This window comes from Dictyobacter sp. Z7_2 (assembly GCF_057551105.1).
This window is the reverse complement of record NZ_BAAJPE010000002.1, coordinates 508,011-528,721: the sequence shown is the minus strand read 5'-3', so window position 1 is coordinate 528,721 and position 20,711 is coordinate 508,011. Positions and strand designations below refer to the sequence as shown.

Annotated in this window: 13 protein-coding genes; 5 read left to right on the top strand and 8 right to left on the bottom strand. The window is 46.9% G+C overall.

Annotation, left to right across the window (positions count from 1 at the left end; translation table 11 throughout):
* Window positions 1-247 precede the first annotated feature (247 nt).
* Window positions 248-2,608 (bottom strand): adenosylcobalamin-dependent ribonucleoside-diphosphate reductase, encoded by a 2,361-nt coding sequence (locus AC27N8_RS15625; protein ID WP_487068312.1) that lies wholly within the window; start codon window positions 2,606-2,608, stop codon window positions 248-250.
* A gap of 286 nt (window positions 2,609-2,894) precedes the next feature.
* On the opposite strand from AC27N8_RS15625, the gene AC27N8_RS15620 reads away from it, so the two are divergent.
* The 3 genes from AC27N8_RS15620 (at window position 2,895) to AC27N8_RS15610 (ending at window position 6,969) form a co-directional block, all read left to right on the top strand.
* Window positions 2,895-4,136, top strand: coding sequence for a competence/damage-inducible protein A (locus AC27N8_RS15620; protein WP_487068311.1), 1,242 nt, complete (start codon window positions 2,895-2,897; stop codon window positions 4,134-4,136).
* 248 nt (window positions 4,137-4,384) lie between these two features.
* Window positions 4,385-5,701, top strand: coding sequence for an Nramp family divalent metal transporter (locus tag AC27N8_RS15615; protein ID WP_487068310.1), 1,317 nt, complete (start codon window positions 4,385-4,387; stop codon window positions 5,699-5,701).
* A 170-nt stretch (window positions 5,702-5,871) separates the two neighbouring features.
* A complete protein-coding gene (locus AC27N8_RS15610; protein ID WP_487068308.1) occupies window positions 5,872-6,969 on the top strand; it encodes a site-2 protease family protein in 1,098 nt (365 codons plus the stop codon).
* A gap of 134 nt (window positions 6,970-7,103) precedes the next feature.
* Here the strand turns inward: AC27N8_RS15610 and AC27N8_RS15605 are convergent, their stop codons facing one another.
* Together AC27N8_RS15605 and AC27N8_RS15600 are read right to left on the bottom strand one after the other, a co-directional pair.
* Window positions 7,104-8,255, bottom strand: a complete 1,152-nt coding sequence (locus AC27N8_RS15605) for a WxL protein peptidoglycan domain-containing protein (protein WP_487068307.1) — start codon at window positions 8,253-8,255, stop codon at window positions 7,104-7,106.
* A gap of 124 nt (window positions 8,256-8,379) precedes the next feature.
* The gene (locus AC27N8_RS15600; protein ID WP_487068306.1) at window positions 8,380-8,997 is read right to left on the bottom strand and encodes a hypothetical protein; all 618 of its coding nucleotides are present in this window, start codon (window positions 8,995-8,997) and stop codon (window positions 8,380-8,382) included.
* Between the two features lie 725 nt (window positions 8,998-9,722).
* Here AC27N8_RS15600 and AC27N8_RS15595 point away from each other — a divergent pair.
* Window positions 9,723-12,182, top strand: coding sequence for an FG-GAP-like repeat-containing protein (locus AC27N8_RS15595; RefSeq protein WP_487068305.1), 2,460 nt, complete (start codon window positions 9,723-9,725; stop codon window positions 12,180-12,182).
* A gap of 114 nt (window positions 12,183-12,296) precedes the next feature.
* Here the strand turns inward: AC27N8_RS15595 and AC27N8_RS15590 are convergent, their stop codons facing one another.
* From AC27N8_RS15590 to AC27N8_RS15570, 5 genes are all read right to left on the bottom strand, one after another.
* Window positions 12,297-13,199, bottom strand: a complete 903-nt coding sequence (locus AC27N8_RS15590; protein ID WP_487068304.1) for an NAD(P)-dependent oxidoreductase — start codon at window positions 13,197-13,199, stop codon at window positions 12,297-12,299.
* A gap of 71 nt (window positions 13,200-13,270) precedes the next feature.
* Window positions 13,271-15,301 carry an acetyl/propionyl/methylcrotonyl-CoA carboxylase subunit alpha gene (locus tag AC27N8_RS15585; protein ID WP_487068303.1) on the bottom strand — a complete coding sequence of 677 codons (2,031 nt, stop codon included), beginning with the start codon at window positions 15,299-15,301 and terminating at the stop codon, window positions 13,271-13,273.
* 9 nt (window positions 15,302-15,310) lie between these two features.
* Window positions 15,311-16,105 carry an enoyl-CoA hydratase-related protein gene (locus AC27N8_RS15580; RefSeq protein ID WP_487068302.1) on the bottom strand — a complete coding sequence of 265 codons (795 nt, stop codon included), beginning with the start codon at window positions 16,103-16,105 and terminating at the stop codon, window positions 15,311-15,313.
* 17 nt (window positions 16,106-16,122) lie between these two features.
* Window positions 16,123-17,109, bottom strand: a complete 987-nt coding sequence (gene corA / locus AC27N8_RS15575; RefSeq protein WP_487068301.1) for a magnesium/cobalt transporter CorA — start codon at window positions 17,107-17,109, stop codon at window positions 16,123-16,125.
* Between the two features lie 177 nt (window positions 17,110-17,286).
* Window positions 17,287-18,900: a carboxyl transferase domain-containing protein gene (locus AC27N8_RS15570; protein WP_487068300.1), complete on the bottom strand. Its 1,614-nt coding sequence runs from the start codon at window positions 18,898-18,900 to the stop codon at window positions 17,287-17,289.
* Between the two features lie 369 nt (window positions 18,901-19,269).
* On the opposite strand from AC27N8_RS15570, the gene glmU reads away from it, so the two are divergent.
* On the top strand, window positions 19,270-20,706 hold the full coding sequence (glmU, locus tag AC27N8_RS15565; RefSeq protein ID WP_487068299.1) for a bifunctional UDP-N-acetylglucosamine diphosphorylase/glucosamine-1-phosphate N-acetyltransferase GlmU: 1,437 nt from the start codon (window positions 19,270-19,272) through the stop codon (window positions 20,704-20,706).
* The last annotated feature ends 5 nt before the right edge of the window (window positions 20,707-20,711 follow it).

The window sequence follows — 20,711 nt, the reverse complement described above, 5'->3', positions numbered from 1 at the left end:
CTCTTTTGCTGTCTAATTGTTTGTTTGATTCTTTCCTTAATTGTAGAGGAAGGTAAACTTTTTTTATAGCATACGTTTGTATTTGGAAAGATGTCAAGCGGGTACGTAGCATGCATGAGGTTATATAGTGAGCGTTTGTCGATAACATTTATGCGGAAGGTGTTAGTAGAAAAGGTGAGAGCCGAAGCATCCACTTCAGCTCTCACCTTTCTTTAGATGTGATATTTCAATGAGATACTACTTGTGATTAGCACTCACTATGACCACAGTTATAGCACTTACGGCAACCCTCTTCATTTACCAACGTGCTGCAACCGCACTCGGGGCACAGATTACCAGTAGTGGGAAGTAGATCGAGGCTTACTTTCCCATTACCATTATGTTCGCCATGTCCATTTGAACTGACTGATTGCTCAATCAGTGCTGCTGGCACTGTGCTGTCGGCTTCAGCAGTATCCTGGAGCGTCTCCAAATGGATCTCCAGAGCGCGTGCGACAGCGTCTGGCATGGAACGAACCTGTTGTGATCCGAAGCCGACGGAACGGCTACCACCAATCCCACGTAGCTGATTGGTGATCTCCTGGGCACGATCTGTCTGCGATAGGGGACTGAGTAGTTGGAGATTAATCGAGATTAAGCGTCCCAATGCCTCAGAGAGAGCGGAAATATCGCTACCAGCTTTACCAACGTTGACAAAGACCTCGAATGGTCCCTGGTCGTCGCTGTTGATCGTGATATTGATTTTCCCTTCGGGAGCATTGACCTGGCGCGTGTAGCCCTGAACGACAGCTGGGCGCTGTTTGATGCCTTGATGGATTGACGTGACAGGCTCAAACATTGGTGCTTGTGGAGCTTCTGCATCCTTTTTGGCTTTTTCTTCGTCTGCGACACGGGTTAGAACTGCGTCACGGGAACCATCGCGATAGTAAGTGACACCTTTACAACCCATCTCATATGCCAAACGATACAAGGTCTGTACCTGATCTACTGTATGATCGTTTGGAGCATTCACAGTCTTGCTGATGCTAGAGTCAGTATAGCTCTGAATCATACCCTGAACGCGTACATGCTCTTCTGGTGTGAGATCCTTTGAAGCAACAAAGTAGTCAGGTGTTGTCTCGTTGGGATGCTTTTCACGCCATTCCTGGAGCAGTGGATGATACATGATATGCTCGCCCGTGCGGTCACGACGGATCATAGCAAAGTCATAGACTGGCTCGATACCCGAACTGACACCGGCCAATAAGCTTGTGGTGCCTGTTGGAGCTTGCGTCAGAATGACGGCATTACGAATACCCTGTTTACGAATCTTATCCTGAAGACCTTTGGGCAGTCGCTTGATGAACTTTCCCTGTCCATATTTGTCACGATCAAATTTGGGGAATGAACCTTTTTCCGCAGCGTTGTCCGATGAGGCTTCATATGACGCATTGCGGATGGTCGTGTAAATCCTTTCAATGATCGGTAATGACTCTTTGCTTCCGTAGGCGATCTCCATTTTGATGAGAGCATCAGCCAGGCCCATGGTGCCCAGGCCCGTTCGTCGGGTACTCATTTGTGCTTCGCGATTTTCAGGGATGAAATATTCGTTGGCATCAACTACGTTATCCAGGAAGCGCATAGAGATCTTGCTGGTTTTTGCCAGCCCTTCGTAGTCCATTTTGCCGTTGTGTACGAAGGCGGATAGGTTGAGTGCTCCCAGATTACAAACACCCCAGGGTGGAAGTCCCTGCTCACCACAAGGATTGACGCAGCGGATATTTTCGTAATACCAGGTGTTGGATTCGGTATTGTAACGATCCATAAAGACAAGACCGGGCTCTGCTGACTGCCATGCTGAGGTGCAGATGAGATCCCAAAGGCTGCGAGCTCGAATCGTCTTTTTGACTTCTCCCTGCCAGGTCAGATTCCAGTCTTCATCAGCTTTAACGGCTTGCATAAAGGCATCAGAAATACAGACAGAAAGGTTGGCATGCTCAATCTTGCCGGCTGTTCGCTTGACCGTAATAAACTCTTCCACGTCGGGATGGGTATCATCGATCATGAGCATTAATGCACCACGTCGGGATCCACCTTGCTGGATGACATCACCAGTGGCAACTGAGTAGAGCTGTGCCCATGAGCAAGGGCCGGATGCGGTGCCGTTGACTGTTTTTATATATGAGCCACGTGGGCGTAGCGTAGAAAGATTGATACCGACACCGCCACCACGAGCCATGATCTCGGTCATCACCTTGAGGTTATCAAGGATACCCTGGCGGCTATCCTCAGGGCTGGGAATGACGAAACAGTTATAATAGGTGACTTGATGTCCTGTTCCCGCGCCGGCAAGAATGCGACCACCAGGGACAAACTTGAAATCGGATAGAGCATCATAGAAAAGTTTTTCCCACTCTGCGCGTTTCTCTTCGGTTTGTTCGACAGCGGCGATACCTCTTGCTACCCGTTGCCAGAGTTGCTCAGGATAAAACTCTAAAGCATTCCCATCAGGATCTTTGAGAGAATAGCGATCCATGAAAACCTTTTGGCGAATACCATCTAGTTCGGTTATAGTCTGAGGAATGTTTTTATCGTTACTATCAACTGAGCGGGCTTCTTGATCTAGCATCCTAAACTGCTCCTCTTTTTCGAATAAGTATAATTTGGTGCAAATAATTGTAAATATTTGTAGGCACTGTATTGTTGATTTTTTTCTGTACCTCACTCAGTATACTCGTAATCGCCACCAAAAACAAGCCTTTGGACACAACATATTGATTTTTTTTGAGGATTAGCACAATATGTTGATGTACGACACAGTATGATATTATATGACTACCTGTTAAGGTTAGCAAGAGTTGGCCTGATGGGTACTAGTGAATGCGGCCATAATGGCCTTATAATCGGGAGGATGCATGCGTGCAGAGATTTTGTCATGTGGCACTGAATTGTTATTAGGCCACATTAGTGACACCAATGCGACTTATTTAGCGCAGAGCCTGGCGGCGCAAGGTATTGATCTCTATCATGTCTCACAGGTAGGTGATAATCAGGAGCGCGTCGTTGAATTATTGCGTCAGGCATGGCAACGTTCTGAGCTTATTATTATGACAGGTGGACTGGGTCCGACCGAAGATGATTTGACACGTGAGGCGATCAGCGAGTTGCTTGGTGAGACGATGGCGACGGACCCTGTCCTGGAGGAACAATTGCGAGCACGCTATGCTCATTCTGCATTCATAATGCCTCCAAGTAACGTGAAGCAAGCGACATTGATCCCTTCGGCTCAAAGTATTATCAATCCCGTAGGATCAGCGCCAGGATGGTGGGTCGAAAAAGATCAACATATTTTAGTGGCGATGCCGGGTGTGCCAAGAGAAATGTATCGAATGTGGGAAAATGAAGTTGTACCACGCCTGGCCAGTCATACCGGTGGCCTGATCTTTACACGCCTGTTACGCGTCTATGGGCTTGGTGAATCCGCAGTGGAAGAGGTGCTTGAGCCATTGATCCATACGACCAATCCGACATTGGCAACCTACGCAAAGTCTGATGCGGTTGACGTGCGTATCACTGCTAAAGCTGCTCAGGCTGATGAGGCTCGACAGCTGGTTGCTGCGATGGAAGAAAAAGCTCGTGCGCTACTTGGTACGCATGTTTTTGGGATTGAAGGTGACACGCTTGCCAGTGTCGTGGGAACTATCCTCCAGGAGCGAACGCAGACGCTTGGCGTGATGGAGTCGTTGACTGGAGGACTGCTTGCCAGCACAATTACCGATTTCAATGGTAGCTCAAAACATTTTCTTGGAGGTATCGTGACCTATAGTACTTCTATGAAAGTGCAGATGGGTGTACCTCAAGCGACAGTTGAGCGCTACGGGGTGATCAGTGAGGAGACGGCACGTGCTATGGCTCATGCGGTGCGCGAGCGTTTGGGAGCAGATTTTGGTATTGGTGTGACTGGAGTTGCTGGTCCTGACAAGCAGGAAGACCAACCAGTGGGAACAATCTATATTGCGGTAGAGGGTCCACAGGGCACCATAGTGGGTATGGGACCGGGGTGGCGTAGTTCGCGTGCTGATAACAAACGCTATGCGGTTCTGACTGCTCTTGATCTGTTACGGCACTATCTACAAGGCACGAAGATTCCCTCGTGAGGTTTCGTCATGCAATTTCAGTGTATTGGTGTTTTTTTATCTAGCCGTAGATGAGATTCTCTATGCGTCTCTTAGTAATTGCTTTCAAACGTGTTACTGATAGAGTCGTTTGCTATCATCCTATTGTACTTGCCTCTTGTTTCTCGTGGGTTGAGGATGATATCATCAAGCTCGTACAAAATAACACTGATGAAAGGGTGGGTTAGTAGACCATTGTTGCTGAAGGTCGCTACTCATGTGTGCACCCCATGGATATAAACCATCAGAAAGCATCAAAATCTCGCAAAGACCGCACCGAGCACAAAAAGCCTGGGCGGTCTCGTTTTCGCCTTCGTCGTACCTCGTCCCTGGTGAAACTTTTCGCCGTGCTAGGGCCAGGCTTGATTGCGGCGAATGCGGGGAATGATTCTGGCGGAATTGCGACCTTTTCGACTTCTGGCGCTTCCTACCAATATAATTTGCTCTGGGCACTGATCATAGCAGGCTTCTGTTTAGCGATTGTGCAAGAGATGTGCGCTCGGATGGGTGTCGTGACAGGAAAGGGGCTGGCCGATCTGATCCGGGAACAGTTTGGTGTGCGCTGGACGGTTGTGGCGATGCTGGCGCTGTTAATTGCGAATACTGGCGTGACTGTTTCTGAGTTTCTGGGTATTGCGGCCAGTGTGCAGGTATTTGCTAATGATGTTCATACACCATTTGTCTATATCGTCGTTCCAGTATGCGGTCTGGCGGTCTGGTGGATGGTGACACGAGGATCGTATCGTCGCGTCGAAAAGGTCTTTTTGGTTATGTCGCTGGGCTTTTTGGCTTACGTGCCGGCAGCCTTTGCATCGCGTCCTAACTGGCTGGCAGTGGGTCATAGTGTGGTTGTACCTCATATTAGCGGAAATAGCACGTATCTTTTAGCGGCTGTCGCTCTGGTTGGAACGACGATCAGTCCGTACATGCAGTTTTTTGTACAATCTTCGGTGGCTGATAAAGGTATTCCCGTTAGTGAGTATGGATACGAAAAAATAGATGTCTATAGTGGTACCATCTTTGCTGTGATTATTGCTGCATTTGTTATCATCACCACTGGAGCAGCGCTGTATCCTGGACATCCTGTCCAGACTCCCCTGGATGCCGCTATGGCATTAGATAAGTTTGCCGGGGTGTATGCCTCTTACCTCTTTGGTATCGGTTTGTTTGGTGCATCTTTACTTGCTGCGGCCGTGTTACCTCTATCGACAGCGTATGGCATCTGTGAGGCCTTTGGCTTTGAGCGTGGAGTCTCACGTAGCTTCAGTGAGGCACCTGTTTTTCAGAGTATTTTTACCGGTCTGATCATTGTCGGTGTACTGATCGCCTTAATTCCTGGCTTACCAATTATTCAAGTGCTGGTTGTGCTGCAAAGCTTGAATGCTGCTATGGTGCCGATTTTGCTTGCATTCATCATTTTATTAGTCAACAATCGACGTTTAATGGGCAAACATGTCAATGGACTCGTCTTTAACATTATCTCCTGGGCAACGGTGATATTAATTACAGTATTGGTGGCTATGCTCTTAATTACGTCGATTATTTGATAATAATTGACGATGGCATATTGGCATAGGTCACAGGAATACAGAGTACTTCTCCCTGCTATCAGGCTTGATTTGGAATAGTAGGGGCACCTTAAGTGTTTATGTATACGAGATATATGATAAAATTATGCATAACACCATTTTTTTAATTCTCAGAAACGAGGCACAAGGTGTATTATAGCAATCCCGAAGACCATTCTTCAAAGCGTGAGGATAATGGGGGTGCTCAGGAGATAGATTATGCTGATCCGAAATATTATCAATCTCCTTCAGTCCAGTCAGCACCCTTAGATGATCCATATTCTGTATATAAAAGCGATTTCCCCGATCCTTATAAGGATGGTTACTCAAGCTATCAACCTGTCCCGTTAAATCCATATGCTTCAGCACCGGTACAAGAGTATCAACATCCACAGAATGTGTACGGAGATGCTACACCAGATGTGACTGAGCAGCAACAGGTGCATGAGGATGAAAACATTCGTTCCACGCAGCCAAAGAAAAAGCTTGCTGGCCTGGGTGGCATACTGGTGGCAATAGGGGGCTTTTTACTTAAATTTAAGAGTCTGGCATTTTTGCTGAAATTCGGTATGGTTGGTTTTTCAGCCTTTGCTTCAATCTTTGTCTATTCATTATTCTTCGGTTGGCAATTTGCAATTGGTCTGGTGGTTTTGCTGTTTATCCATGAGATGGGCCACGCTGTCGTGATGAAGCTGAAAGGGGTCCCTATGGGGGGGATGATCTTTATTCCTCTCCTGGGAGCGGCTGTGACTATGCGCCAGATGCCACAAAATGCCAAGGATGAGGCAGAGATTGGTATCGCTGGACCAATCGCTGGAGCTATTGCCGCAAGTGTCTGTTTCTTTTTTGCGCAGCAATTTCCCGATACGCTCTGGGCTCCCCTGGCTTACTTTGGTTTCTTTTTGAACCTGTTCAATCTGGTCCCGATTATCCCATTTGATGGCGGTAGAGTCGTAGCGGCGATCGACAGGCGTGTGTGGATCATTGGCTTTCTTGCATTGTTGGGATATCAGATATGGGCCTGGGTGCATGGCGATTTTTCTCCCTGGCTACTTCTCTTTGTGATTATGGCGGCCACACAATTATGGTCAAGAGGCTTACGCTCTCAGAGCCCACAAGAACGGAGCTATTATAAAGTGCAATTAAGTTCACGTATTCTCCTGGGCATCTTATACTTTGGCCTGATAATTGTGCTGTTTTTAGGGATGACGTTATCGCATAATCTCCTTTCTACAATTGTTGGGTAACAACTGTGTCGTTGGATCATGAAAATGAGCCAGACATTTCTCATTATAGATGGCTTCTTTTACCGAAGAGACGAAAGGATGCGTTGAACACTCAATGCATCCTTTTCTGATATGCATATGAAATACATACTCTCTTATCTTTTTTTTACGCTTTTAACATCCTCCGTATGATCTTTTGATGAGTGCACAAGAACCTTCCGCGATTTTCTTTTGCTGCGTAGATGGCTAATTATCTTGATGAGTTTGACTATCAAGGAATAGAGACCACAGAGAATCAAAAGTAAAACACCCGCGCCGATGGCTATCTGCCAGGGGGAAAGTAAACTGAAGATATTTTCATTCTCATTGAGAAAGGTAAGGGCAGAGATGGCGCCAGCGATAGACTTTGCCTTGGGGGCGACAGTAAAGCTTGTTGTATAAGTGAGATGTTGTTTGTGCCCATACGTAAGTTGCAGAAGAGCTTTGTACTGACCAACAGGAAGAGCTTTGTGTTGAATGTAGACCTGATCGTTGATAGATGTTTGTGGAAGAAATGTATTAATGCGCAATGCCTGATTTTGTAAACGCTTCCCGTTGTGATCAAAAATTTGTAATGATCCAGATGACTTGACCATCATATTGCCAGTATTATGTAGTCCGATTTGTATGTATTGATAAATCTTTTCATTATTTGATTGAAGTCCTGTCACGATCAAATTTTCGATTGCTGGACCTGGAAGATTGACCTGTACTGCCAGGACGTGAAGTTGCTGTAGAGCGATATGAACGTTAAGCTTGCCTTTTGCTCCTGTTTGAATTGACTGCTTTGTGATCTCTTCACCAACAATGCCGCCGATATGTTGGCCGGAGCGAGTATGAAGGGGGATGTTGAGATGAAAGGGGACATTCTGGCTTTGACCTGGCGTCAGAGTTAAGCTTTGGAGGCTTAACACAATCCATGCGCCCACGTCGAGGCGTGGATCTTGACGTTTATGGAAGGCGGTCCCTCCAGCTGCGGCGGTAAAGGCATCTACCGCGTAGAGATTGATAGTTCCGGTGGCGTTACCACTATTGCTGATATGTACACTATTTTGTAACTGTGCAGGTGATTGTCCATCCATCACAAAATAAGCTCGCGTGACAGGGTTGTGAGGATCAGTGAAGACAGGTTGAAGATTAATAATCGGCTGAACATCAGCGGCATGAATGATCGAGAAATTCAGTGTTTGTAGCAGGAAGATTGTCAATAAAAGCACAAACAGACTTAAAATTTTCCTACCAGCTCGAAATGTATCTGATATTCTCATAAAATCTTCCCTTTGCTATGGGCCATGAAATACATATTGGCCTCTTTGTATGTGGATGAGACACGCGAAAAGGGAAAACCGTTTGCACGGCTCCCCTTTTGTTTTGAGTCAGTAGAGATTGATATTACGGAGCAGCAGCTAATGTGACTGAAATGGCCCCACCAGTAGCTGCACCAGCGCTGGCACTGGCTGGTAGGTTGAATGTGCCCAGCGTGTTAATATTGTAAGCTCCCAGGCCAGTTGCGGCTGTTGCGTCAACCAGTTGAGTAGGAGTGGTGGTTAGATCCGCGCCAACATTTGGAGTAAGTGTCAGAGCGCCAGGATTTGAACAAGTTGAATTTCCTGCACAGGTAACTACTACAGGTGTTGTAGTGTCAAGAAACATGTCAGAAGTAGCAGTTGTAAAATCCATTGCAGTTGCCGCCGCAGTGATATTCCATCCGATGCCTGTACCTCGAGCATCATTGACTGTTGTCAAAAACTTGAACGGAATGAGCTGATCTTGTCCTGTCACAGCTAATGCTGTTCCATTGTTGACGACTGGTGCATTTGTGGCAGCCGTAAGAGTGCCACCACCGACGGTGGTACCACCACCTGTGGTACACGCAACACCAACGGTACATGCGACCATGGATGCAGCTTTGACATTCGTTACCATTGCACTCGTGGCTGCTACGAGCATACTGCTAAGTAATAGAAAACTAAATGTTTTTTTTAGTAGCCCTTGTCTGTAAAATTTCATAGTAATAAGCCTCTTTCTTTATGATCTAAAGGGTTAAATTTAGATCATCAATTCTGTTTTCTCTCCAACTTACTAATGACATGCAGAAGGACTTATGATAAATGTCTGCTCCATAGTAGCTTCTCCTTGAATTAGAAGTAGAAAGAGCCAAGGATAACACCAGCCTCCTCGGTATTAAAGCGTAAGGTAGTTTCCATCCAGCACGAAACCCTTTGTGAAAGGAGAGTTTGGAATAGGAATTGTCAAAAATAGCTAATATTTCTAATTCCTGTAAAATTTTCACGTGCTATTGGTCTCTGTTTTTATTATATATGTTCTTTTTACAGGTATGTTTGCATATATATACTATAATCGGTGATCAATAGTAAACGCCCATACAATTTCTCAGATTTGATCTCGTATTTGAAGAAGAATATGTAAAAAAATAGTTTTAATGGATAAGAATACAAACTTTGAATTGGAGGTAGCATTGGCTTTATTTTCTTTTATATAGAAAAAGATCTTTTTTGAGAGAAGAGATAATGATTTTAAATGTGTAGTATTTGTCAACAATGCGCTGGATGCTCAATGGGCTGATTATCAGGAGAACAGTAGCGGCTATTGGATAGTGTAGAGCTATTATAATGGTGTTTTTCTTTTATCTTTTCGTACTATGTACTATTATGAGGCCTTAATATTTTGAAACATCCATGCATACTCTTTGATACCCATAAAAGGAGATTTCAATGTTTCACGTGAAATCATTTTCTCTTCTGCTATTAGTTGGATTTAGTATGTTTGGTTTAATTACAGGCCCTGCCCCGTTTTTTAGAGGCGTACATGAAACCCATGCATTTATCCATGCTTTTGCCGCTCCCGTATCATATCCAGTTGGGAATAATCCATTTGGGATAGTGGTAGGTAATTTCATGGGATTAGGACGTCAAGATCTTGCCGTAACAGATGAAATTAGCAATACGGTTAGCATCCTGGCAAACGACGGAAGTGGAAATTTTACAGTTCGGCCCCCAATTACGGTAGGTCAAAATCCAGTGGGGATAGTTGTCGGAGACTTTACAGGTTTAGGGCATGCAGATCTTGCGGTCACAAATATTGGGGCTAATACGATAAGTGTCTTGTTGAACAATGGATCGGGAACTTTTACTGTGCAACCTCCTGTTGCTGTTGGAACCAATCCGATTGGAATAACTGCTGGTAACTTTATGGGGTTAGGACGTATCGATCTTGCAGTCACCAATCAAGTTGCCAATACTGTTAGTATTCTGGCGAACAACGGAAGCGGTACTTTTACTTTGCAGTCATCGATTACTGTAGGTCGCTCTCCTCTTGGCATCGTGACGGGTAACTTTCTTGGCATGGGGCGTGCAGATATCGCTGTCACAAATAGCAATGTGAGTGCGAACAGCGTCAGTATCTTATCCAATAATGGGAGTGGAACCTTTACGGTACAGCCTCCTATTACTGTTGGGAGTGGTCCACAGCAACTTGTTGTCGGAAACTTTATGGGGTTGGGACATCAAGATCTTGCCGTGACAAATGCTAATAGTAATAGTATTAATGTCTTATCCAATAATGGGAGTGGAACCTTTACGGTACAGCCTCCTGTCACAGTAGGAACCTATCCGTTTGGGATAACTACCGGCGACTTTACGGGATCAGGGTATGCGGATCTTGCCGTGACCAATTTAAGTGATAGCACTATTAATACATTATCTAATAATGGAAGTGGAACGTTTTCTGTGCAATCACCAATTGATGTCGGTGTGGCTCCAAGAGGAATCGTTGCAGGAAACTTTAGTGGTCAGGGGCATCAAGAGCTTGCCATAGCGAATTTTGGTGATAATACCGTCAGTTTGTTGCTGAATCCGTCTACAATTACGCCGACCCCGACCCCAACATTGACGCCAACGCCAACCTCGACCCCAACATTGACGCCAACGCCAACCCCGACCCCAACATTGACGCCAACGCCAACCCCAACATTGACGCCGACGCCAACTCCAACATTGACGCCAACCCCAACATTGACGCCAACCCCAACATTGACGCCAACCCCGACCCCGACGCCAACCCCGACCCCGACGCCAACCCCGACCCCGACGCCAACCCCAACCCCGACGCCAACCCCAACATTGACGCCGACGCCAACTCCTGTACAATTGCCAGATATTGGGATTCAGAAGACTCATATGGGTGGAAGCGTTTTTCATATAGGGCAGACCGTAACTGAAATGGTAACTATCTCTGTCTCTTCGACATCCACACCAATATTTCCATCAAACACTATTCGTGCCAATGAGGTTATTCCAGTTGGTCTCAGTAATGTCTCTGTAGAAGCACAGGACTGGTCTATTCTGGCGACGGGAAGCACAAGCCCACTACTTATTTCGGCTGTGTATGTAGGAAATAGTCCTTGTGGACCTGGAACGAGTTTGCCACCTATTATCATCACTGGCACATTAAATGCTGATGTTGCTACTATCTTGATAGATTCGGCATCAACAAGTATCCCTGGTGATAGTAATCCAGCTAACAATCTTGCTACTGATACGATTCTAATTTCATCATCACCTTATACACCTACTCCGCCTTCGCCTGCGACACCAACTCCAAGGAGTACGCCAACACCTGTTGGTCATTATACTCCTGTTCCATTGCCGGAAAACCTCCCTGATTTTGCTATTTTGCAATTCGCACCATGTAGTAACGTGACAATTCCCAGAGTAGGATCTACTGTGTCACTTAGTCTCATTGCATCTAATGGAAGTTCGACAGTTCCCATAAATCAGACAATCCATGTTTCAGGGGTGATCCCGGCTGGAGCCGTTAATATAAAAATTATCGGGACAAATTGGGTGTTTTCACTTTCCTCAGATGTTAGTCCAATGATATTTTCTGCTACATATAGTTCACCTTATTTACTTGCTCCTGCAGCAATTTTGCCTCCCATTACTTTTACGGCGACTTTCTCAGAGGCCGCCATGCCTTCAGTCACTGACTATTTTGAAAGCAGCATTGTTGGAGATAGTAACCCTAATAACAATTATGTTACAATTACATCACCAGTGCTTCCGGCGCTCACGTCGAATACATCTTCTCGACCCAGATTAGCGGCTTTCTATATGCCATATGAGTTCATTGGAGAGGAGCGTCGCTGGAGAAAATATGCTTGCTATAATTTGTAGTTTTCTCTTGAGAAAATAACCGCTTTGAACGAACAGACGAGCGAGATACTTTCAGAATTACATCTTAAACGTATCTCGTTCGTCTACAGCGTTGATCTTTGAATCGTAAGTGCGTTATTTGATGCGCACTTCGACTCCACTATTTTCTTCGATCACTTTGAGAATAGAGGTATAATCGTCGGTACCATAGCCTGCGTTTTGTGCCTTCTCATAGAGTTGACGTGCCAATGCTGTCATGGCAATCGGGGTATCAATTTCCGCTGCAAGATCCATGGCCAGACTGAGGTCTTTGTGCAAAAGGTTCGTCATAAAACCTGGTTGGAAACTGCCATTGAAGGCTCGCAGAGGAAATTGATTGGCTAATTGCCAGCTGGCACCAGTACTGGTGCCGATAATGCGAGCCATGGTTTCTACATCGGCTCCGGCTTTCACACCCAGGACAAAAGCTTCAGCAATCGATGCTGCAATTGTTCCGGTCAGCATATTATTGACGATTTTGACAATCTCTCCTGAACCGTTTGGTCCTACATGTACAATATTTTCTTTTTTGCCCATGGCAGACAGGACGGGAAAAGCTTTGTCGAATATTTCTTTTTCTCCGCCCACCATAATAGTTAAGGTTCCGTTACGGGCTCCTTGCGATCCACCACTGACAGGGGCGTCGAGAAAAGATACACCTTTCTCAGATGCTTGCTGAGCTAAATTACGACTAACCGATGGAGAGATGGTACTCATGTCAATAATGATGAGTCCTTTGCGTGCACCATCTAAGATACCATTATCTCCAGCAACGACCTCTTCTACCTGAGGCGAGTTGGGGACCATTGTGATGACGATCTCTGATGCAATGGCGACCGCTCGCGCTGATGGAGCTTGATGAGCTCCAGCTTTGAGTACTTCTTGTACTTCTGCTTTTTCTGGATGACGGGCGTAGATTGTGACATCATGACCCGCTTTGAGTAAGTTAAGGACCATGGCGTGACCCATGACTCCAATACCAATAAAACCTACCTGCATGACTCCCTGTTACCTTTCCTCATGGCTGTGGACGTGTAGCGGCGCTACTTTTCTCTATCAAATTATGTGGCCTAACTTTCAACTTCCATGTCGGCAACGATTGCTCCTCCCGACACGACGTCACCTTCGGCATAATGAATATGATGCACCTTGCCGGAGTATGGTGCCGTAATTGCATGCTCCATTTTCATGGCACTGAGAATGAGTAAGACCTGGTGCGCTTCTACTATATCACCATCGCTGGCCTGAACTTTAACGATGGTACCGGACATCGGGGCCGTCAGATTCTGCTGGCGTTGCTGGATATGGCCTCCCTGGGCTGCTATGGAGATATCTGGTGGCTGTTGGCGTTGGAGTTGATAACGTTGGCCTTTTAGAGCGAGGTGTAGTGTATACTTGTCCAGATGGACATAGATGGGTAACTGTATTTCTTGCAGCCTGAGGATAATCTGGTGGTCATGTATGATGCCTATGACATGTTGTATTGATTGTTGTGGCAGACCGATCTGCCATCCTCCTGGATGTGTTGTATCGGGTTGAATAGTAACCATATAGTCTTGATTCTGATAGCGATACTTGAATGTTCGTGGCCCGTGCCCTATGCGCCAGGGACCAAGTGTCTGCCATGGGTTTGGTAGGTTGCTGTGTATTTTATGATTGCTGGCTGATAGGTCACGTGGCGCCTGCAGTTCCGCGCTTATTTCACAGATGGCAGCGGCCATGAGAAGCGGCGCTGGTAGTTGCTCTTCAGAAACTGGTGGTAGCAGGTGCTGTTGCTCAAGGAAGTTTGTTGGTGTGTCTCCACTGGCAAATGCAGGATTAAGACTGATCGTATGGAGTAAAGGGATATTTGTCGTGAGCCCGAAGATCACGCTGCACTCAAGCGCGTATTGTAGACGGCTGATGGCTGTGGAACGATCTTCTGCATAGACAATGAGTTTGGCTAGCATAGGATCATAATATTGGGTGATGCTATCTCCTGCCTCGACTCCACTATCCCACCGAATGCCAGGTCCTTCTGGTTTGATAAAGCTGATGATCGTTCCTGTTGAGGGTAGGAATTGTTGTTGAGGATCTTCCGCGTAAAGGCGAGCTTCAATGGCATGCCCGCGAAATTCTATCTCTTCCTGAGTCATGTTCAGTGGCTTGCCAGCAGCGATATAGAGTTGATGACGTACAAGATCCAATCCAGTCACGAATTCTGTGACTGGATGTTCCACTTGTAGGCGTGTATTCATTTCGAGAAAGTAGAACTGATCAGAGGTATCGAGCATAAACTCAAGCGTGCCTGCATTTGTGTAATGTGCAGCTTGCGCAATCTTTATTGCGGCTTCGCCCATACGTTGCCGTAAGGATGGGCTCAAGGCGCTGGAGGGGCTTTCTTCGATGATTTTTTGATGTCGACGCTGGATGGAGCATTCACGTTCTCCTAGATGCACGATGTGGCCGTGATGATCCGCCAGAATCTGGATTTCGATGTGACGAGGTTGCTGGAGGTAGCGTTCAAGAAAAACGGTACTATCGTTAAAGGCAGCCTGAGCCTCGCGACGAGCACCTGCTAATTGCTCAAGGAAATCTGGTGCCTGATGGACAACACGCATACCTTTTCCTCCACCACCGGCTGAGGCTTTGATGAGTAGTGGAAAGCCAATCCGCTCTGCTTCTCGTTGAAGCACATCTACTTCCTGGCTCTCGCCACTGTAACCAGGAACGATGGGAGCATCAACGGATTGAGCCAGTCGTTTGGCGGCAATCTTTGATCCCATCAACTTGATTACCTCTGCTGATGGTCCGATGAAAACAATCCCTGCTTGCTCGCAAGCGGCAGCAAAATCTGCATTTTCGGCCAGAAAGCCGTAACCGGGATGGATCGCTTCTGCCTGGCTGCGTTTGGCTATCTCAATGATCGCTGCTGCGTTGAGATAGCTTTGCGTTGCCGGAGCGGGACCAAGCAGGTAGGCTTCATCGGCATTGAAGACATGACGTGCGTTTTGGTCGGCTTCTGAGTAGACAGCAACACTACGTATCCCCATTTCGTGACAGGTTGTCATAATGCGGATAGCAATTTCCCCTCGATTGGCGATCAGAATTTTCTTGAACATGATGCCTCTTTAACTAAGCCAGGAGGGTGAGCGCTTTTCCAGGAATGCTTTTAAACCCTCCTGTCCTTCTGGGCTTACCCGTAGGTGAGCTATGGTTTCAGTGGTGTACTGACGGGCCTGTTCATCGCTCATCTGGCCGACGTGTAACGCCAGATTTTTACAGGCTCGGATGGCTTGTGGTGCTCCTCGAAGCAACTCATTGATCGCTTTCTGAGTCGCATCATCAAGATGCTCGGCTGGCACTGTTGAATGAACAAGTCCAATCGCGTAAGCACGGGCGGCACTAAAGCGCTCCCCGGTAACAAAGAGGACGCGTGCCATATTTTCCCCAATCTTCTTGATGACGTAGGGAGCGATCACGGCTGGTGCTATGCCCAGCTTCACTTCACTAAATGCGAAACGGGTCTCTTCGGTAGCAATCACAATATCACATGCCGAGATGAGACCAATACCACCACCAATCGCATCGCCGTTGACACGCGCAATCACTGGACAGGGAAAGGTATTAATGGTGTGCAACATGTTATGCAATTGCATGGCATCGTCAAGATTCTGTTCCTCAGTATAGGTGATGGTCTCTTGCATGGCATGAATATCTGCGCCGGCGCAAAAGACTGTTCCCGCACCGGTCAATACGATGCCATGTAAACGTTCATCAAAACTGAGCTCAACAAAAATTGCGGTGAGTTCTTGAATCAAGAGCGTATTTAATGCATTACGTACCTTTGGACGATTCAGCGTAATCGTCGCGATGCGATCTCCGAAGCTATATTCAACTGCCAGTTGCGTATAAGGGGATGCCATGAAGTTCTCCTCATTGTTTAAATCCATTTACGGTAGCGGAAATACCAGATCTGCCCAACCGAGATGATAAACATGACGAATAATACAATCCAGAAGTCATAACCTCTGTCAAAATCGATTTGTGGGGCATGACCGAAGTTTTGTCCAAAGACACCAGTAATAAATGTAATAGGCAAAAAGATGGTTGAAATCAGGGCGAGTTGTTTCATGATCTCATTCTGACGATTAGAAACAGTTGTCAGGTAGACATCAAGGAGGCTGCTCATCAGATCGCGATATGAATCCAGCACTTCAAACGTGCGAATGAGATGGTCATGGACGTCAGCAAAGTAAGGCTCGACCTCTGTTGGAATGAAGTCGCCTGTGCGTGTAATTAATGAGTTGGAGACCTCGACTTGAGGGCTGATGACTCGTCGCATCTGTGCTAAGACGCGTTTCATGCGAAAGATGCGTGCCTGAACTTCATTGGTGGCTAGCTGAACCGTGGCATCTTCTAAATCATCGACCTCATCGTCAATTTCATCCAGAACGGGGAAGTAACTATCGACAAGATTATCCATCAAGACGTGCAGTAGATACGATGTCCCTTGACGTATGAAGTTATCTTCTGTGTCTTCGCCATGAATTGTTTCACGAAGCTCATCGAGCCAGGGAAGGGAGGTTTGATGCGCTGTAATCAGAAAATTTTTGCCAAAGACGATATCTAGCTTCGGTGTTGTGGTCTCAATTGTTTTGGCATTGAAGACGAGGCTGTGGACCACAAGATAAAAATAATGCCCATGACCGATTAATTTTGCGCGTTCTTTGCTCTCCTGGATCATTTCAATTACGAGTGGTAGTAAACGAAATTCTTTTTTGAGGAGAGCTTCATATTTTTGTAACGTGCCGTCGAATTGAATATCAAGCCAGACAATCGCATCATCATCCTCGAGAGCATCATGTATTTGATCGGGTGTGCAGCTAAATTGTAGTGATCCATTTTGCCAGATAAAAATTTGTTGCATAGGAATATGGGCTTCCTTTTTGAGATAAGAACCAGGAGTAACTTTGGGGGAGAAAATAGAGCTGTTTTAGAGCTGATAATCTTTTCTCCATAGATAAGTTGTCTCAAATGAGACCATTCAAATATATATACGAAATTAGCAAAGCAATTAGCCATAAATGGGATCAATGAATACTATTTACATCCTGAAAACGCCAAACGATGTCTCCGGTGTTGGCATAGGTGCGTTTAATGAGGCCGCAATACCAAGAGCGAGCACGGTACGCGTGTCGCGTGGATCAATAATCCCATCATCCCAGATGCGGGCTGTACTGTAGTAAGGATTTCCCTCCTCTTCATATTTATCCAGTGTCGGTTGCATAAAGGCGGCCTCTTCATCTGGTGTCATCGATTGTCCCCGTGCAGCCAGTCCATCCTTGCGTATCGTGGAGAGGACCGTTGCTGCCTGTTGTCCCCCCATGACTGAGATACGTGCATTGGGCCACATCCAGAGCTGATGGGGAGAGAAGGCTCGTCCACACATCCCGTAGTTGCCGGCTCCGAACGAGCCACCAATAATCACAGTAAATTTGGGGACCGGTACATTGGCGACGGCCATAACCAGTTTGGCACCATCTTTGGCGATGCCGCCGTTCTCGTATTGCTTGCCGACCATAAATCCTGTGATGTTTTGTAGGAAGATCAGCGGCGTCTGTCTTTGAGCGCAAAGTTCTATGAAGTGCGTGGCCTTTAAGGCGCTTTCTGAGAAAAGAATCCCGTTGTTGGCGATGATGCCTACAGGATAGCCCATCAGATGAGCGAAGCCACAGACGAGTGTCGTGCCATATAATGCTTTGAATTCATGGAAATCACTGTCATCGACCAATCGGGCGATCACTTCGCGAACATCATAACTTTTGCGATTATCTTTGGGGATAATTCCTAACAACTCGCTTGCAGAATAACGTGGCTCGATGGGGGGGCGGATGTCCCAGGGGACGTACTTGCGTCGATTGAGATGTGTGACGATGCTGCGGCAGATGGCGAGTGCATGTTCATCGTTCAGTGCATAATGATCGGTTACGCCAGAGGTTCGACTGTGGACATCGGCGCCTCCCAGATCTTCTGCGGTCACTTCCTCTCCCGTAGCGGCTTTGACGAGTGGAGGCCCTCCAAGAAAGATGGTGCCATTTCCACGGACAATCACTGTTTCGTCGCTCATCGCAGGCACGTACGCACCTCCTGCGGTGCAAGAGCCCATCACTGCTGCAATCTGCGGAATACGCTGGCTTGACATGCGCGCCTGATTATAAAAGATACGACCGAAGTGGTCACGATCGGGAAAGACGTCTGCTTGGAGAGGCAGGAATGCTCCACCAGAGTCGACAAGATAGATGCAAGGAAGATGATTTTGGGCAGCAATTTCTTGAGCGCGTAGGTGCTTTTTGACGGTCATGGGATAATAGGTGCCGCCTTTGACTGTAGCATCATTGGCCACAATCATGCATTCCTGTCCTTCGACCAGACCGATGCCGGTGATAATACCGGCCGCAGGAGCATCATTATCATACATATCCCAGGCTGCAAGTGGACTCAATTCCAGGAATGGGGTGCCGGGATCGCAGAGGCGTTGTATGCGTTCACGGGCCAGCAATTTGTTGCGTTTATGATGTCGTGCGATGGCATCGGTTCCGCCTCCTTGCTGCACCTGCTGGATATGATGGTCAAGTTGCTCAATAAGTTGCAGCAGATAGGCTGTGTTTTCGCTAAAGTCGGTGCCGTGCTGATCTATATGCGTTTCAATGATTGCCATAGAATCTACATCCTCTCAACGTCGCTGATGGGTCAGGATTGGTCGTCATGGCTGTGCGCTCCACCGCGCTGCATTTGCAGTATAGTACTCCCTTGAGAGGTCGTCAAGAGAAGTTCATGACTTGCAGAATGTTTTGCTCGCATTGACAGGATGGCTTTCTTTCGTGTACTATACATGTGTGAAAGTGGAGATCGAAGCTTTTATCGGATCATTGTCTGAGGCTGGTTCTCTCTTTGGATCAGGTGCTTTTTGAGCTGCGCCTTGAGATATATTTCCTCTACAATAGGAATGCGATAGCCGTCTATCAGCTATCTGGTCCGTCCTCTAGACAGCAATTTCAGAAAAATAAAGGGTTTGCAAAGCAAAACTATGAATACTTATGCGACCGTTGTCCTTGCCGCTGGCAAAGGTACACGGATGCGTTCAACCTTGTCAAAACTCCTTCATCCATTGGCTGGCCAGCCGCTATTGGCACATGTCCTTACCGCAGTTGAGGCGATTCCTGCCACCTCTCAGTTTTCTTCCTGGCATGATAACGTATCCACGAGCCGTCCTATCGTCGTGCTTGGTCACGAGTCCGAGCAGATCTTGTCGGCGTTTGGAGCGCGTTGTCAGTATGCGATGCAACATGAACAACTGGGAACTGGACATGCCGTGTTGGCTGCTCAACCAGTCGTTGATGCGCTCGATCCTTTGCCGGATACTGTTCTGGTATGTTATGGGGATACTCCCCTGGTGAGAAGCGAGATCCTGGCACAGGTGCTGACTGAACATATATCCCGGCAGGCTACTGTGACTTTCTTGACCGCTCATGCCGATGTCTCTTCTGACTACGGACGTGTCGTGCGCGATGCTCAAGGTTGCGTACGTGAGATTGTGGAAGTGAAGCGAGCTACGCCTAAGCAATTGCGTATTCAAGAAGTGAATTCAGGTGTCTATTGTTTTGAACGTATCTGGTTATGGGAAACACTTGCGACTTTGCCTCGCAATGCGGCGGGAGAATATTATTTAACCGACCTCATCGCTATCGCTGGCGCTCAGGATCGCTCAATTGCCACCGTGACAGGTGCTCTTGATGAGACATTGGGGATTAACAATCGCGTTCAATTGGCCGAAGCTGAGCAGGTGATGCGACGTCGTATCCTTGAGCGGCATATGTACGCTGGAGTTACAATCATCGATCCTGCTACGACCTACATTGAGAATGAGGTAGAGATTGGAAGCGATACGGTGATTCTTCCCGGAACTTTGATCACAGGTAAGACAACGATTGGATCCTGGTGTCGTATCGGTCCAGGAACGACCATCGATCATTCAACGCTGGGAGATCGTTGTAGCGTGAGAAACTCCTCGTTGGAGGAGACCGTGTTAGATAATGAAGTGAGTATCGGTCCTTTTAGCCATTGCCGACCCGGGGCGCATCTGGCACAGGGTGTACAGATGGGGAACTTTGCAGAGATTAAAAACTCATATGTAGGTGCCGGGGTCGATGTCCATCATTTTAGTTATCTGGGAGATGCGACAATAGGCGATCATGTCAACATCGGCGCAGGAACGATCACCTCTAATTATAATGGACTTACAAAGGAAAAATATCATACGACGATAGGTGCCGGTGCTTTTATCGGCTGTGATACAGTGTTTGTTCCTCCTGTAACTGTTGGCGAACATGCCCTCACAGGAGCGAGCTCGTTAGTGAATAAAGATGTCCCTCCTCATGCCCTGGTGTATGGTGTTCCGGCACGCTTTGCGCGTATGTTGCCCTCATCAGAAGATCCGGCAAGCGAGGATGGTAAAAAGGAATAGGTACT